The organism is Leptodesmis sp. (genome assembly GCF_052746595.1).
The window spans coordinates 20,708-35,785 of the sequence record NZ_JBRAGO010000004.1 but is presented as its reverse complement, the minus strand read 5'-3'; the positions used below and the strand labels follow the sequence as shown (position 1 = coordinate 35,785).

Genomic DNA, 15,078 nt, shown 5'->3' with positions numbered 1-15,078 from the left:
ACAGTTTTTCTCGCTGCTGCGCGTCCCAACAGCGATCGTGGTGGTTTCCTTCGTGTCTTGACTCTATGCCGATTAGAAGAGGACTTTACAGCAATTCCCGCACGTCAGTAACTTGTCCTGTGACGGCAGCGGCAACCACCATCGCTGGACTCATCAGTAAGGTGCGACCAGAAGCCGATCCCTGGCGACCTTTGAAATTGCGATTGGAAGAAGAAGCACTCAGTTGGCGACCTTGCAGCTTATCGGGATTCATAGCTAAACACATAGAACAGCCCGGTTCCCGCCATTCAAACCCTGCCGCCTCAAAAATCGTGTGCAGTCCTTCTGCTTCCGCTTCTTGCTTCACTCGCTCGGAACCAGGGACAACAAAGGCTTTGACCCCCTCCGCGACATGGCGACCTTTGGCTACTTTGGCGGCTTCCCGCAGGTCAGAAATCCGGCCATTGGTGCAACTGCCGATGAAGCAAACGTCTACTTTCGTCCCCTGAATCGGCTGGCCTGGTTGCAGATCCATATACTGGTAAGCTTCTGCCGCGATCGCTCGTTCATCTGCAGGCATTTCCTCCAGAGTGGGCACCTTCTCATCAATGCCAATGCCCTGTCCTGGTGTGATCCCCCAGGTCACCGTGGGTGCAATGTCTGCCGCATCGAACTTTACGACATCGTCGTACTCGGCATCGGCATCACTGGCAATACTCTGCCACCAGGCGATCGCTTGATCCCAATCTGCTCCTTTAGGCGCAAACTCCCGGCCCTTGAGATAAGCGAACGTCACCTGATCGGGATTGATATAACCACAGCGAGCACCCCCTTCAATGGACATATTGCAGACGGTCATGCGTTCTTCCATGCTCATCTGCTCAAAAGTCGTCCCAGCAAATTCGTAGGCGTAACCCACTCCACTTTTGACACCGAGTTTACGGATAATATGCAGAATCACATCTTTGGCATAGACTCCTGGCCGCAGGTTGCCATTTACTTCGACCTGGCGAACCTTCAACTTGGACAGGGCCAGGGTCTGGGAAGCCAGCACATCCCGCACCTGACTGGTGCCAATGCCAAAGGCGATCGCTCCAAAGGCTCCATGCGTCGAGGTATGGCTGTCTCCACAGGCGATCGTCATGCCGGGTTGAGTCAGCCCCAGTTCTGGTGCGATCACATGCACAATGCCCTGACTGCCGGAACCGATGTTGTAAAAGGTAATGCCGTGTTCCTGACAGCTTTTTTCTAATGCCTGCATCATCTCCTCCGCCAGGGAATCGGCAAAGGGGCGAGCCTGATTATCTGTGGGAACGATGTGATCGACCGTGGCGATCGTCCGTTCAGGGAATAAGACCTTCAGGCCACGATCGCGTAGCATAGCAAAGGCTTGCGGACTGGTGACTTCGTGAATCAGATGCAGCCCAATCAACAATTGCGTCTGTCCAGAGGGCAAAATCCCCACAGTATGTGCATCCCAAACCTTGTCAAACAGTGTGCCCTTGCTCATAAATCTTATATTGCGTGATATTCAGCGAGTCCCTATTCTATCAAGGGGATCGATTCGGAGTGATCACGCCCCATCAGCGGATACGGATTGGCATCCAGGGTTGCCTTGAGTAGAGCGCGGTTTGTGTACTTGGGGAAGCGGAAAAGAGAGTGCGGGCATGTCGGTTTCCTAAAATTGACGACGAGAGAAAATAAGGGTTGCGATCGCCAGCAGCAGCACAATATACAGCACTGCATACCCAGCACTTTGGAGTAACATTTCGGCTGGTGGCAATAGACCATAGACCGCTTGATTTTTTAAGTCCAGACGAGACAGGTCGGGTAAAACCAGGTAGAGATTGCGGGTTACGGCCTCAACCGTTGGGTTTTTACTCTGAGCACCCAGGGCGACCAGATTGGCGCTGGAACTGCCCATGAGAAACACGGTGAAGGTGAGCAGAGCCGCCAGGAGAGAACTGGTGAACACACCGAGGGTGATCGCGACCGCCGTAATCAAAGACAGTTGCAGGAACAAAAAGAGGGAGGAGACAGCGATACTGGTGGCCGGGTAGGGAATGCGACTGAAGGAAAGCAGGATCATGTAAATCGCTGTCATGGCTGCAATCAGTACCGCCAATACTGCTGACAGTCCCAGATGTTTGCCCACGATAAATTCGGTACGGCTGATCGGTTTCGCCATTAATACCAGTACCGTGCGTTTCTCAATTTCCTTATTGACCAGACCTGTACCGACAAAGACCGCAATTACCAGACCCAGCAGACTCATCGCCGCCAGACCCACATCCAGAGTAATTTTGTTTTCTGTGGTGGCGGCAAGTTCGGGTAATAAGCGAATAGACGCGATCAGCAACACTGCAAACAGAATGATCAGATACAGGACGCGATCGCGAATCACCTCACGAAACACATTCGCCGCAATTACTAAGGTTCTGCCTAGATTCATGATTCGTTCCTCGCGCGTACTTCGCCATCCATTTCAGCTATTAAACCAAGTTCAGCTAAAGAAGTGAGACTTTGCCATCAGAGAAATTAAGGTTCTAGACTGGGGCAAAGTTTAACTCATACCGTCAGGTTGCCCTCTAAAAGGCCCCTGCACAGGTTCACATTGCACCTTCGCGGAGCCGACAGCAGGTACTACTGACGGTAGCCCAAAGGGCAACGACTGACTAGCGACATCCTCCGCTGTCACCCGACTGATGTTGCAGATTTTGGAGTAGTGATAGCCCTGAGCATCGGCTGATGGCCCCTGCCAGACCGAATAAAGCTTGACTCTGTATTCTCCCGGCAGCACCTGTCCTTGAACCCGCCAAAAGGAATTCTCTGCCAATTGGGGCATCTGATCAAGAATTGAGTTTCCCAGGGCTTGAACCCGCTCATTAAAGTTCAGCAACCACAGTTCCACCTGCGACCAGGACTTTCCTTCCAGATTGATTTTCAGGTTGTATTCAGTCCGCTCCAGTAGTTCAGCACCCCGGGATGAGGTTAACCCCTGTTGTAACCGGATGAAAAACGAACTATTGCCTAAATTTTCAGTCATTAAACTGGGATATTGAGCCAGCCAACTTTGGGTTGAATAGTAAAGTTGAATCCAGCAACTGAGCAGCAAATTAATTAAGAGTAAATTGACTAAATACTGGCGATCGCCAACATCAGGAAGCTTATACTCTGGCCCTGCTTTAATAAATTTAGGCAAGCTTGCAATGATAGCAGAAACGATTGGCCAGATGATCAGGGTAATCGGTGGAAAACTATCTGGTGTAGTAAATAAAAAAATACAAATTAATGCACCTGTAACCCACGGGCCAATAAACAGATTGCCTAAAAAATTAAAAGTTAATAGCTCCTTTAATTTCTTTTCCTCATACATGATCCAGTGAATTCCGGGGATTAAAAATAACCAGCCCATGAAGGAAATAATATTTTGTACAATTCTGCCAGCAAATAAGGAAAAGAGCCAAGAGAGGGCTGCCAATAAAATTAGAGTTCTAGCAGAGTCCCATTTTTTGTCTTTTGGAATAAAGACTCCAAAAACTTGTTTGAAAAAATCGAAAATCGCTGAGAAAATCTTGATCAGAATAGCGAAATTTAAATAAGCCCAGATCAGTCCACCAGAGACTAATAGAAGTACGAATGCTAATAACCAGAGCGGCCATGCAGTGGGCAAGAAAGGAGTAATCAAAGACTGAAAAATTTGCAGAATATCAGCCATTTCTTCTTAATTTATTAACGAATACGCTCTAACCAGCGAATGAACAATAGAAATAGAATTACACTAAAACTACAGGCATTGGCCACCAAAACAGCATAAGCCTGATTGTTTTGTTTAAAGGGGATGCCTGATTCCAAGCGACTGTAGCCTCCCCGGATCCGTTTTCTGGCCTCCTGCATTTCCTCAGGTTTACGTTTTTCTAGTATTCTTTCTAGCAAAATTAAGCCCCAGTATTCTAAAAAGAAAACTCCGATAAAGATTCCTAACATGGTCATGACCAGAATAGGAGTAACTCGATTTGCCCAGGAATTGGGAAAGAACTGTTCAAAGAAGAAATAGCTAATTAATTGAATCCGTAGATCTGCTGGTAAAAAAACTTGAACACTAAAGAAAACTAGCCATCCAACTACAGTCGAAAACAGATTCATGGACATTGAGTAGCGGGCACTGGCTTTGTAATCCAGGTCAGTTAATAACTTAAACAAAACCAGCGCTTCCAATGAGATGGCCAGCAGCAAAAACAGGCTTTGAAATGCGATCGCTCGAAGTGGCAGTATCCAAATCATTTTGCTTCATCTCTATGCACAGTCCGCCTGTAAAGACCTGATACTCACCAGTACACGTATTTCCAGTACATATATTTTACTGACTCTGGCTTCAGCAATCGAGGCTCTGCCAGTTATACCTCCTCTCACGCTAATCTCAACGGCCAGTTTGGTGACTCCTATGCCTAAACCGGGGAATAACTAGACTCAGTAGATCACAAACGCTGTTTAGATCCCCCCTAGCCCCCCTTCAAAAAGGGGGAACCGAGCCAAAAATGGTTTGAAGTCCCCCTTGTTAAGGGGGATTTAGGGGGATCAAATCCAGGGTTCACTGTGAAAATAAACTCATTTTCGATCTACTGAGACTACGAAATACCACCCGCTACTGATTGGGTTTAGTTGGGGAGGAAAGGGGTATGGTCTTGAAAAAAGGTTTGCTTTGAAAATGAAACACTCTGGCCACGAAGGAGTTAGGGAAGACCTGAATGGCTTGGTTATAGTCTTGCACAGCCTGGTTATACCGCATCCTTTCAACGGCAAGCCGGTTCTCAGTGCCTGCAATTTCATACTGCAGGTTGGTAAACAAACGGCTGGATGTTAGCTCAGGATGAAGAGTTGCATAGTTGTGAAACTGAGCAATTGCCTGATTCACTTGACTCGTTGCAAAACTATCATTCCCACCCCCATAGCTAATACCAGACAGAATCTCAGTTTCAACATCACGGGAGTAGCTACAACATTAGCATTGATAGGTTGTAACCTGTAGACCTGGTCTAAAGAATTGAGGTTCTCCGATCGTGCTAGGGTGCTAGGGCTTTGCCGAATGACAGTCAGTTCACCACAGAAGGGGCATCGACTAAATTCGCCAGATCGTGTTGTTTCATAGGCTCGAATATGGATCTTGTCAGGATGGCAATTGGGACATCGCCAGCCCACGAAATGAGTACTGCCAATTCTTTCTGCAACTTGCTGGGCGGAAGTGAGATGAGTTTTTACTAGGGTCGGTTCAACGGGTTGGAGTGGTTGATTACAGCCACGACAGTAAACCTTACTAGCCTTTTCAAACCATTGATGCCAGTCTTGTGTTCGAGATTGCCCTCCAGGTTTTAAGTAAACTGGCCAACCTAGGAGTTTATAAATAAATACTCCAGTTCCACCTACCCCAAGTGCCAGGGTTGCTGCTATCCATATCCCGAACTATGCAGGAGTACCATCTCCTGCGGCTCCTGTCCTTCAAGCACCATTACCAGCGCTTTCGTGCCTGCCAGAGTGCCACCGTCATAGTCACTTTGTTTGAAGGTTTAAAGCGAGGCAGAATTTTGGTATCAATAATGTTGCCGACTTTGGCATCGGGCAGAATGTCTTCTACGCTGTACCCTGTTTCAATTTCGACGCGGCGATCGCTCTTGGAAATCAAAAACAGGACTCCGTTATCCCGCCCTTTTTTGACAATACCCCAGTAGTTGAATAATTCAGTCGCAAACACTTTCGGGGTGGCTGCAGGTTTAGTTTCTGGCACGGTGACAACGGCAATTTCTGCCCCATTGGTAGCCTCCAACTGATTAATCATCTGGTTCAGTTGAGCTTCTGTCTCAGGTTTGAGGATCTCAGTACTGTCACTTACCCAGGTTCTAGAAGTCTGCCGAGGATTGGGAACATTTCTCACCGTGATGGCTTGGCAGAGATAGGCAGCAGATCGCAACTCCCAAAATGCTGCCCCCCATGATTCGCTGACATAGGACTGCTGATCGGTTCATTATGACAGCCCTCCTTTGAGGGATCTCGATCCATTCACTCAGAGGTTTCAATTCAAGCATTTCAGGTAGATGCAGCAGTTCTAATTCAGCCGAGAGAGAAGAAGTAGTTGTGAAAGGCTTTTCCTGCGAAAAATCTCTCTCCACCCAGCTAGGATTGCTATGGAACCACCCTGCGGGATTGAGGCATTCTTACTTCTATTCTCTTCTCGGAACTCAGAGTTGTTATAACAACGCGACAAACTGTAATAAACCAAGTCCAGTTAGAGAACGGTCGTTTTCCGATCAGAGAAACTCCGGTTCTGGACTTGGACAAGACTTAAAAAGCCAGGGCAATAGAATTTCCAACCTTTGTGTTTTAAGCTCCTAGACTGAGAAGATGATGCAAGGGACACCTGAGGATTTCCCCAAGCTTGATGTTTATGGAGACAGTTCGACGAATGCAGCAATTTGATGTAGTGGTGGTTGGAGGTGGCCCAGCGGGAGGGCAGTGTGCGCGGGTGCTGGCGAAGGCGGGACGGAAAGTGCTACTGGTAGAACGCCATCAGAATTTTGTGACCAACAGTTTTTCCAGCGCCGGAACCCCTTTAGAAACCCTGCAGCGCTATGGACTGCCGGATAGTATCGTGGGCAGCTACTGGGATCAATTTGTTGTTGTCACCTCGAATCAAAGTGGTCGCTGGCAGGCCCGATCGCCCCTCGGCGTGGTGTTAGATTTTGCCAAATTGCGGGAGTTCCTGGCAGATGAGGTGAGAGGAAATGGGGGCGCAGTCTGGATGAATTGCCGCTATGTCCGGCATCAACAGAAGGCAGGAACTACCCTGGTTTCCCTGGTGCGCAAGGGGCAGGAAGAAGTTGTGACGACTCGTGTACTGGTGGATGCAACCGGGCCATTTCGGTCTGTCATTTATGCCAGGGGGGAAGCAAAACCAGAGTTTTTAAGTGGTACAGGAATTGAATATCTAATCGAAGTTGAGGATGCAGATTATCAACGTCACGCTAATGCCCTCACCTTTTTCCTGGGATATAAGTGGATGCCACGCGGGTACTCCTGGATTTTTCCTATGTCACCCAATCAGTTAAAGGTGGGGTCTGCTGTTGTGAATGCGGATCACCAATTTGTCAAACAGACCCAGCCACTCAAGCGCCATATTCAACTGGTGTTAGATGACTACATGAAGTTGAAAACGTACAAACTCGTTGAAGTTCATGGGGCGACATTGAAATATAGTTCGGGTCTGAATGATATCTATTACCGGGATAACGTGATTGCGATCGGAGATGCCGTATCCACAGTCAATTTCTTAGGTGGAGAAGGAATTCGGCATGCGATGGAAGGAGCAGAGATCGCCTGCAAGTACATCCAGAGTTATCTCGATGGCACCATTTCTGATTTCAAGACTTATCAATCGGAAATGCATAAAGTCTTTCTGCGTTCCTGGAATCTGTCGGAGAAGTTTGGCAAGAAAAAGTATTTGCAGGATTGTGACGAGATTGTTGATAAGGTGGTGACTTATCTGCGGCCTCTGAGTCTGGAAGATGTGGTTGACATTCTATTTTATTACCGATTTGAAAAAGTTTCTAAGGGGCTACCTCAGTACCTTCTGCGTAAATTGGATTCCTTGTGGACACGGCTAATTTCTAAGCTCAAAAGCTGGATCAATAAGACTCTTGCCTATTAGTCACCTTGGCGACTGAAGTCGCGGCTATACCGAGAAAACCTGCCGACGCAGGTTACTGAAAACCTTGATGGTATTGAGTCTGCGTCGGCAGAGTGGGTAAGTGTAGTCGCGGTTTTAACCGCCAGATACTTTCAGGGCTTTCGTCAGGCAATCAGGGTGGTTGAGATACCAGGCAAATGTTTTCGTGCAAACCGAAATTTGCTGTTGATAATTAAGGAGAGATTTTTCTCTCCCTTATTCAACGCTTTTTGTGGGTAAAAATATGGTGTTAGGAGCTATAGCGGAAGCGCAGGGTCGTCGATGGCTGGGCTGGTGGCTTTTGCTGATTGCATTGTGGCTGATGGTGATACTGTTAGCCATTAAGGTATGGCTGGGGTGGGCGAGTGGCTCTCTCAGCCTGATGGCCGGAGGGTTGCTGACATTGCTCACCAGTTTTAGCTTGCTGCTCAGTTTGCTAACCTTGTCTCCTCCTCATTCTGCAAGACGGGATGCTTTTGGGCATGGTCGCTGGGAATCAGGGCTGGCCTTCCTGCTGGTGGGGGTGATGGGCTTTGCCTGTTGCAGTTTATTAAGTGGGGCTGGACAGCAATTGATTGGAGGAAGGAGTGATGCCTCGATCGCTGCCCCCATCCCGCTTTCTATTTCTCTCATCCAGCTTTTGGGAAGTGCAACGGCGATCGGCTTTGTTATAGGCATTGTGGGATACTATCAGGCCAGGATCCTGAATCAGCCCATTCTCAAACTCAGCTTCCGCCACAGCCTGATCGATGCCAGTTTGATGATCTTGATTCTGCTGGGATTGATTGGCAGCAATTTGGGATTGCGCTGGTTAGATCCTGTCCTGGCTGGCGTGATTGTCCTGATTGTTGTAATCAGTGGCTGGCAGTTACTCAATCGGCAACTCCCCTCCTTGATGCAACAAGTGGCAATCGCACCAGAGGCATTAGCCGCTGCCGTACACCAGGTCGAAGGCATCCTGCACTGTTATGCGATTCAATCCCGTGGTCTGGTGGGTCGGCTGGTGTATATCGAAATGCGGCTGATTTTGCATCCAGAATGCATGACTGTAGCCTCAACTATCCTGGCGCGGGTAGAACGAGTCATTTGCCAACAGTTTGGCCCAGTCAAGGTGGTTTTGCATGTGGAGAGCAATCATCTCACCAGGGATTCCCAATCATCGTAAATGCAGACCAGTAGTAAGGATGGGAGAGTTGGGTGTCTTGCAGGCCGGGTATGTCTGCTGGTAAGGGAATTCCGGTCGGTGTCACACCGCGAATTTGTTTGTTGTCTATGTATCCCTGGCCCCGCAGCATTGCCAATTTGGCCTGCCGCAGGGCTTCCACCTTGATGGGAGCCGTTCGCAAATCTTTGTAAAAGCGGGTAATCAGTGCTGCAGTTGCCACATCATTGACAGCCCAGAGGCTGGTCAGGGCGGTTTTGACACCAGACTGCACCGCTAATCCACCAAATCCCAGTTCGGCTTCACGATCGCCCAAGGCGGTATCACAGGCACTCAGAACTAAGAGTTCTACTTGTGGATCGTTCCATCCCAGTTGCCGGATTTGATCTAGTCGCAACCGATCGTCCCAGAGTTGAACGTAGGAATTATTGACTTTTCCAGGCAAAAAGTCGGCATGGGTCGCTAGGTGAATGATTCCATAGAGACGATTCTGGCGAGCGGTTTTTAGGGTTTCCAGGGTAGCGTTTTCATTTAAAAATGAAGTTCCTGACCAGATTTGCTGCACCAGGGTAGACACTTCCACCAGGACGGAGGGCAGAGGCGGCTGAGCCTGGGTACTTTCAGAAATGCCCAAGGTCAGCAGTTTGGCATCGCGAATATCCCGGTAGCGAGTATCGGTGAGACTAAGACTGGGCATCAGACCCACGCTACAGTCCTCAATCAAAAACTTCTGGCCATCCTGGAGGGCCGCAACGGGTAGCGATCGTAATCCCGTATCCATCAAAAACACGAGATTATTAATCTGTCGGGCCTGCAACTCTGCTTTCACGGGAGCCACTAACCACTGATAAAGTTGCTGTGCCTGTGGTAGATAGCTGGTTGTGCGAAGCTTGCGCGGATCCGACACTTCTAGACGAAACTCCTGGGCCAAAGGCATCACCTGCTCACGAGTTGCCTCCGGGATGCGGTGTCGGATGGCATTTCCCTTAGCGGTTACTACCAGCAGTTCGAGTTGATCAGTGGCTCGCTCCGTACTGGTCTGCAAGTCATTAAGGCTCTTAACCGCATAAAAGCTGTCTCTGGCTGTTAAGGATGCAGGCACAAAACTGACGTAGATAAAAGCAGGTTTCGCTCCCGTATCCCGTTCGATCGCCTGGGCAATCTCTCGTTGCTCATCGATCGACCTGCCGCGAGTAATCGGGAGTCCCAGGTACCCTTCAAAGGCAACTGTAAAGCGCTCTTCGGGAGTATCAGGTGAATGGTAACTGGAGGCAAAACCGCTACTACCGACGGTGGGTTCAGGATATTACAACTGGTCAAGACACAGGGATTTGGTACAGTTGGGGTTGCTGGTGGAATGGATTCTTCGGGTGGAATGGGAGCGGCGGTGACGTTGATGCCGATCGTCTGTGGAGCAGAGGTTGAAATAATGTCATCAACGGTAAGGGCGAACGCAGTCGCTAAAAATCCTTGAAAATCAGGAGGAGGGGTGAATTCTAAGGTGGCACCAGTGGGAATGAGGTTTCCGGGATTGACGGTTGCCCCATTGATTTTGAAGGTTGCCCCCGGAACGATCGCTGCCAATCGCACGAACAGAGGACTGTCGGCATTCAAATCAACCAGGGAAAGCCCCAAAGAAGCTACCGAAAAGCTGATGGGTGTGTTGACTGACGTACTGGGCAAGGCAGGTACAGCAGCGATCGTGGGTGGCGTATTGGTGAAGCTAATCTGAATCGACCCTCCAGCGGAAATAAAGGGACTGGCGGCGAAAGGAAACACCTGTCCCCCAGAAATGCTTTCGCCACCGGTATTAATCGCAAAGTTTGTGCCATTGCCGGTACTGGCTCCATTGCTATCCACAATTAAGGGCTGGTTCGCTGGCCCACCGTCATGGGTAATGCTGATCGAACCATTGCTACCTCCGGCTACCCCATTAGTCACAATGGTATTGCCAGGAGCCGTCGTGACTTGTCCGGTTCCCGTCACTCGCCCTGTGGCTGAAATGGTGACATTGCCTCCATTGGCCGCAGCCGGAGCCAGACTAAAGCCTCCACGGGTATCAATGCTTTGAAATTGAATGTCTCCACCATTGCTGTTTGTGGCGAGGCTGACTAAACCACCAGAAACTGCATTAGAAAAGCCTGCAGCAATGGTTGAAGCAATATTCCCAACAGAGATAGTTCCTGCTGTACTGGTCACCTGGATGGTACCACCAGAAGGTTGCGGGCCAACGACGTTGTAACCATTACCAATCAGGTCAGTGGTGGTAATGTTTCCCGTGGCAGTTAAGGTGATGTTGCCTCCACTAGCTGTCACTCCAGTAAGGGCTGAGGTATTGATAGCACCAAGCGTCAGGCTGCCTTCCGTGAAAGTAATATTTCTGGCAGGAGCGCTAATGACAGTTACTGGATTCATCGTAATCGGACCACCGGCACTGAACTCGATCGTCCCGCCTGGGCCATTTGCAAAGTTGAATATACCAATGGCTGAATCAAACGTAATGCTATTGGTAGCCCGGATGATGATGTTGGTGGCAGCCGGTAAGATTTGCAACTGGTTCTGCAAAATAGTAGTGGGGCCAAGATCTGCAAACAGCACCTGACCTGTAAACCCAACGGCAGGCCCACCCGCCGCGATGAAAATATCTGCTGGGTCTAACAGCAAGGTTCCCGGATTGCCATTGGCAGCGATGGTATCTAATGTGCCCCGATATTGCAGGTTTTCCTTCCCAGATACTTCCACCAGTCCCCCATCTCCGCTGACGGTTCCCCCACGGGCCGTAATTGTGCCCTGAAAAACGGTGGATTGATCTGCCCAAACGATTGCCCTGCCCCCATTACCCTGGGTCATTGCATCTACCCGAATCGTCGAGTCGTTACTCACAAAGGTCTGACTGGCATTTGGTAACGAACCCCATCCCTGATAGTTGCCGCCAATTTGGACAGTGCCACCGCCGCTAGCCCCAGAGGCATCCACCGTGGCCCCCACTAACCCGACTCGACTGCCCACTACGGCAATGGTTCCTCCCATTTGACCTGTGGCATTTAGAGAGCCAGCGGCGATCGCGGTGCCTGCGGTGGTGGGGATGGTGATGTTCGATCCCGTTAAGCGAACAGTGCCGTCTGGGTTTAGGGTCAATCCAGTAGCGCTGCTTAAGTTTCCTCCGGTGAGCAGTTGGGGAAGGGAGAGGGGTGAGGATTGAGGATCGGGGATCGGGGATTGGGGATTGGGGGTTGCAATTCCAGGCTGAGGAGGTTGCCCGGTTGGGCGAAGCGAACCAGGGTAGAGCCAGGAACGGCAGCAACGAGAATCTGTTCTCCTGGAGCAGACAGGGTGCCAGTGTTGACGACTGTTCCACCTAACAGAGCTAAAGATTGTCCAGATGGCACACTGAGGCTGCCCGCATTGACGATCGCACCCGGTTGAGGATGCATGAAGATCAGGCGATCGGGATTACCCGTTAAAGCGGCGTAGGCATTTGCACCAGCAGCATTGAACTGACCACTGGCAAATCCAATACTGTTAGCCGTTGTTGCCATGAACGAGGCAGGCACATTTAAACTGGCATTGGCACCAAAAATAATCCCGGCAGGATTGAGCAGAAACAGGTTTGGCGTGCCTCCTGAAATTTGAACCTGGCCATCAATCACTGAAGGAGTATTACCCACTACCCGTCCCAAAATGTTTTGCAACTGGGGTTCGGCCAGGAAGTTGGCAATTTGCCCCGGAGACAGCCCAAATTGTTGAAAGCTATGAAACAGGTTCGCTCCGGCCCGAGTGCCTCCTGTGATATTAAATTGATTGCCTACCGGAGTGACAATTGTATTGGTGCCATCATTAGCCGGAGCGATCGCTTGAGCCTCAACCTTTCCAGCATTCAAGGTCGCCAGCAACGGCAAGAAAGCCATCCATGCCAATTGCCGCAGAATAAACCGTCCAGTCGATATATCCACATCAAGCTGATGAGTATTGGCCATGCCCCGTCGCTGAAGTACCCACAAAACAACAGCACGGGATCGGAGAGTTTGTTCCAGTCGGAGTTGTTGGGAAGCGTTATGAGAATAGTTGCGGTAATAGTACAGCGGTTGTGGGAGATGATGAATTTGGGTGACTTCAGATAACCGCAGGCAAAGATCGTAGTCTTCTACAAAGTTAAGGGAGCGAGCGACCCCGCCCACATGGTCATACAGCGATCGCCGCAACAGCCGGAAATGAAACGTCATAAAGTCCACCAGCAGCCGCTCTGGCGAGTAAGGAATGCGACAGCGGTGACCATAGCCCAAAATCTGCCCCTGTTGATTGACATCGAAATAGTCGGTATAGACCATGCCGATTGCGCGGTTGGTTGCCAAAACCTCTACCAAGTTTCAGCAGGGTTGGCTGCCAGTTCTGGGCGCGATCTCTGGCATTCTCGTTGCCGTTGGAATTGGCCTGTTGCTCTTTGAGTTGGGAGTCAAAATTAATCTGCGGTTGTTCTTTCAGGTGATGGGGATTTTCCTACTGCTGATCGTGGCGGGACTGGTTGTGTCTGCCCTGGCTCATCTGGATGCCGCTCTCACCTATCTCACTCAAATCCAGCCAGCGGCCTCAATCTGTTTTACCAATCCCTCAGCGCCAAACGCTACTTGTCTGCTGGGGCCACTCCTGCTCGATACCCACAGAGTTCTGCCCGAACGTCAGTTTCCCGACATCGTTTTACACACTCTGTTTGGCTACGAAGATCAACTCTATTTAGTAGAAGCGATCGCCTATGTGTCGTTTCTGGCGATCGTGGGCAGTTTGTATTTACGTAGTCTGACAGGCTGGAAAGCGACCAGCGCGAGCAAGCTGCAAAACTCAGGATAAATAAATTACTGGCATCCTTGAGGAGTATTTTGGACGTGAAATTAAAGACACGACAATTGGCTGTGCTTCCCCTGCTGATCTTGCTAATAGAAGCATGGCCTGCACCCATTCAGGCTATGCCTGTCTCTTTTTCCTCCAGATTAGTTGCAGCTTCTCAGGGACAAAGCAGCACTGCGGCTAAAATTCGGCAATATCTGGAGCAGTTTGGTGGCAGCTACACCAAGGTTTCTGATACGACATGGACGATTCCCTATCAGGGTAAATCCTGGAAAAGCTACGACGTGTATGTGAGTACCATTCCTAATTCCGACTTAGTCTTAATTGGGGTACCAGTAGCTGCCAAAAAGAATCTGAAACCATCTCAGGATCTGTATCTGAAATTGCTGAAGTACAACAATACAGTAGACAGCGTAAAAGTTGGAATTGATGACGATGGTGATCTGTTCTTGCGGGCAGATGTGAACGGGCGCACGATGGATTTCCAGGAATTTAAGGAGATTGTAGAACAGGTGGCAGCGGCTACTGATGAATTGCACAGTCAGATCAAATCCGCGATCGTTCCAGAATAATCATCGATGTCACTGCGATCGCCTCTGATGAGTGGGTAATGAGTACAGAGATTTCACTCATTTGACAGAATACGGTTAAGGGAAGATTAAAGCTTCTTCTAGATAAACAGTCTGATTGGAATATATTGGAATATAGTGGAATATATAGGTTAAATTTAGGTTAAAAAGAAGGGAGCAATCCAACTCTTTGACCCATGTTCTACTAGGTGGCTTCGTGTGTATGCCCTATAACTTCTGGTAAATCGGTGTTTTAGCAAAAAGGAGAGATTTAAAATGGGCAAGGAAAGCTTTCTTTTTCCCCGCGCTCGCTATCGGGGACAGGTCAAGCCAGAAAACCTGCTCTTCAACGCCAATTTACAAAAGTTTTCCCAGCGTGTTAGTTACATTTCCAGTCTGGAAACCAACGGTAAAATCTCTCCAGAGCAGTCTTACCAGCAAATCAAGGCTCTATGGGAAGAGCTAAAACACAGCCACAAACAACTTGCCATTGGCCAGTCTTCTTTTAATGAGGATGGCCAGGAGTAGCTTGGCGAAACTGGTAATTTTTAAAGTCATCACTTAATCACCCTGGCGACTGAAGTCGCGGCTATACCAAGAAAACCTGCCGACGCCGGTTACTGAAAGCCTTGATTTTGTTGAGTCTGAGTCGGCAAACCTTGTTGGTGTAGTCGCGGTTTTAACTGCCAGATACTTTTCAAATGTCCTCTCACGGCCTGCGCTGACACTCCCTAGAATCATTCAACTATAACTGAACCCATCAGACCAATTCGGTGAACTGCTCAATGGGCAATTCGCACAGACCAGAT

Annotated in this window: 14 protein-coding genes; 5 read left to right on the top strand and 9 right to left on the bottom strand. The window is 49.3% G+C overall.

Going from position 1 to position 15,078, the window contains the following annotated elements; translation table 11 throughout:
• Positions 1-85 precede the first annotated feature (85 nt).
• The 6 genes from leuC to ACUVQO_RS01630 all read right to left on the bottom strand — a co-directional run bounded on the left by leuC (position 86) and on the right by ACUVQO_RS01630 (position 5,944).
• The gene (leuC, locus tag ACUVQO_RS01655) at positions 86-1,489 is read right to left on the bottom strand and encodes a 3-isopropylmalate dehydratase large subunit (protein WP_445924157.1); all 1,404 of its coding nucleotides are present in this window, start codon (positions 1,487-1,489) and stop codon (positions 86-88) included.
• A 168-nt stretch (positions 1,490-1,657) separates the two neighbouring features.
• Positions 1,658-2,431 (bottom strand): ABC transporter permease, encoded by a 774-nt coding sequence (locus ACUVQO_RS01650; RefSeq protein ID WP_445924156.1) that lies wholly within the window; start codon positions 2,429-2,431, stop codon positions 1,658-1,660.
• A gap of 111 nt (positions 2,432-2,542) precedes the next feature.
• Entirely contained in the window at positions 2,543-3,697 is a 1,155-nt protein-coding gene (locus ACUVQO_RS01645) for a DUF5357 family protein (RefSeq protein ID WP_445924155.1), read from the bottom strand.
• 14 nt (positions 3,698-3,711) lie between these two features.
• The gene (gene fraC, locus ACUVQO_RS01640) at positions 3,712-4,263 is read right to left on the bottom strand and encodes a filament integrity protein FraC (RefSeq protein WP_445924154.1); all 552 of its coding nucleotides are present in this window, start codon (positions 4,261-4,263) and stop codon (positions 3,712-3,714) included.
• A gap of 361 nt (positions 4,264-4,624) precedes the next feature.
• Positions 4,625-4,894, bottom strand: coding sequence for a LemA family protein (locus ACUVQO_RS01635; protein WP_445924153.1), 270 nt, complete (start codon positions 4,892-4,894; stop codon positions 4,625-4,627).
• Positions 4,895-5,485: 591 nt separating this feature from the next.
• Positions 5,486-5,944 carry a TPM domain-containing protein gene (locus ACUVQO_RS01630; protein ID WP_445924152.1) on the bottom strand — a complete coding sequence of 153 codons (459 nt, stop codon included), beginning with the start codon at positions 5,942-5,944 and terminating at the stop codon, positions 5,486-5,488.
• Positions 5,945-6,418: 474 nt separating this feature from the next.
• Between ACUVQO_RS01630 and ACUVQO_RS01625 the strand changes: the two genes are divergently transcribed.
• Positions 6,419-7,678: an NAD(P)/FAD-dependent oxidoreductase gene (locus tag ACUVQO_RS01625; RefSeq protein ID WP_445924151.1), complete on the top strand. Its 1,260-nt coding sequence runs from the start codon at positions 6,419-6,421 to the stop codon at positions 7,676-7,678.
• A 262-nt stretch (positions 7,679-7,940) separates the two neighbouring features.
• Entirely contained in the window at positions 7,941-8,861 is a 921-nt protein-coding gene (locus tag ACUVQO_RS01620; protein ID WP_445924150.1) for a cation transporter, read from the top strand.
• Here ACUVQO_RS01620 and ACUVQO_RS01615 read toward each other — a convergent pair.
• Genes ACUVQO_RS01615 through ACUVQO_RS01605 form a run of 3 tightly spaced genes read right to left on the bottom strand, consistent with a single transcriptional unit; the run spans position 8,836 to position 13,210 of the window.
• The gene (locus ACUVQO_RS01615) at positions 8,836-9,960 is read right to left on the bottom strand and encodes a CHAT domain-containing protein (RefSeq protein WP_445924149.1); all 1,125 of its coding nucleotides are present in this window, start codon (positions 9,958-9,960) and stop codon (positions 8,836-8,838) included. The genes ACUVQO_RS01620 and ACUVQO_RS01615 overlap by 26 nt on opposite strands.
• Positions 9,945-11,996 carry a beta strand repeat-containing protein gene (locus ACUVQO_RS01610; protein WP_445924148.1) on the bottom strand — a complete coding sequence of 684 codons (2,052 nt, stop codon included), beginning with the start codon at positions 11,994-11,996 and terminating at the stop codon, positions 9,945-9,947. Before ACUVQO_RS01610 ends, ACUVQO_RS01615 begins: the two co-directional genes overlap by 16 nt.
• A gap of 14 nt (positions 11,997-12,010) precedes the next feature.
• A complete protein-coding gene (locus ACUVQO_RS01605) occupies positions 12,011-13,210 on the bottom strand; it encodes a two-partner secretion domain-containing protein (RefSeq protein ID WP_445924147.1) in 1,200 nt (399 codons plus the stop codon).
• Here ACUVQO_RS01605 and ACUVQO_RS01600 point away from each other — a divergent pair.
• The 3 genes from ACUVQO_RS01600 to ACUVQO_RS01590 all read left to right on the top strand — a co-directional run bounded on the left by ACUVQO_RS01600 (position 13,185) and on the right by ACUVQO_RS01590 (position 14,797).
• Positions 13,185-13,703 (top strand): FTR1 family protein, encoded by a 519-nt coding sequence (locus tag ACUVQO_RS01600; protein WP_445924146.1) that lies wholly within the window; start codon positions 13,185-13,187, stop codon positions 13,701-13,703. The genes ACUVQO_RS01605 and ACUVQO_RS01600 overlap by 26 nt on opposite strands.
• 35 nt (positions 13,704-13,738) lie before the next feature.
• Complete coding sequence (locus ACUVQO_RS01595) at positions 13,739-14,272, top strand: YbjN domain-containing protein (RefSeq protein WP_445924145.1); 534 nt, start codon at positions 13,739-13,741, stop codon at positions 14,270-14,272.
• 273 nt (positions 14,273-14,545) lie between these two features.
• On the top strand, positions 14,546-14,797 hold the full coding sequence (locus ACUVQO_RS01590; RefSeq protein ID WP_445924144.1) for a DUF7219 family protein: 252 nt from the start codon (positions 14,546-14,548) through the stop codon (positions 14,795-14,797).
• The last annotated feature ends 281 nt before the right edge of the window (positions 14,798-15,078 follow it).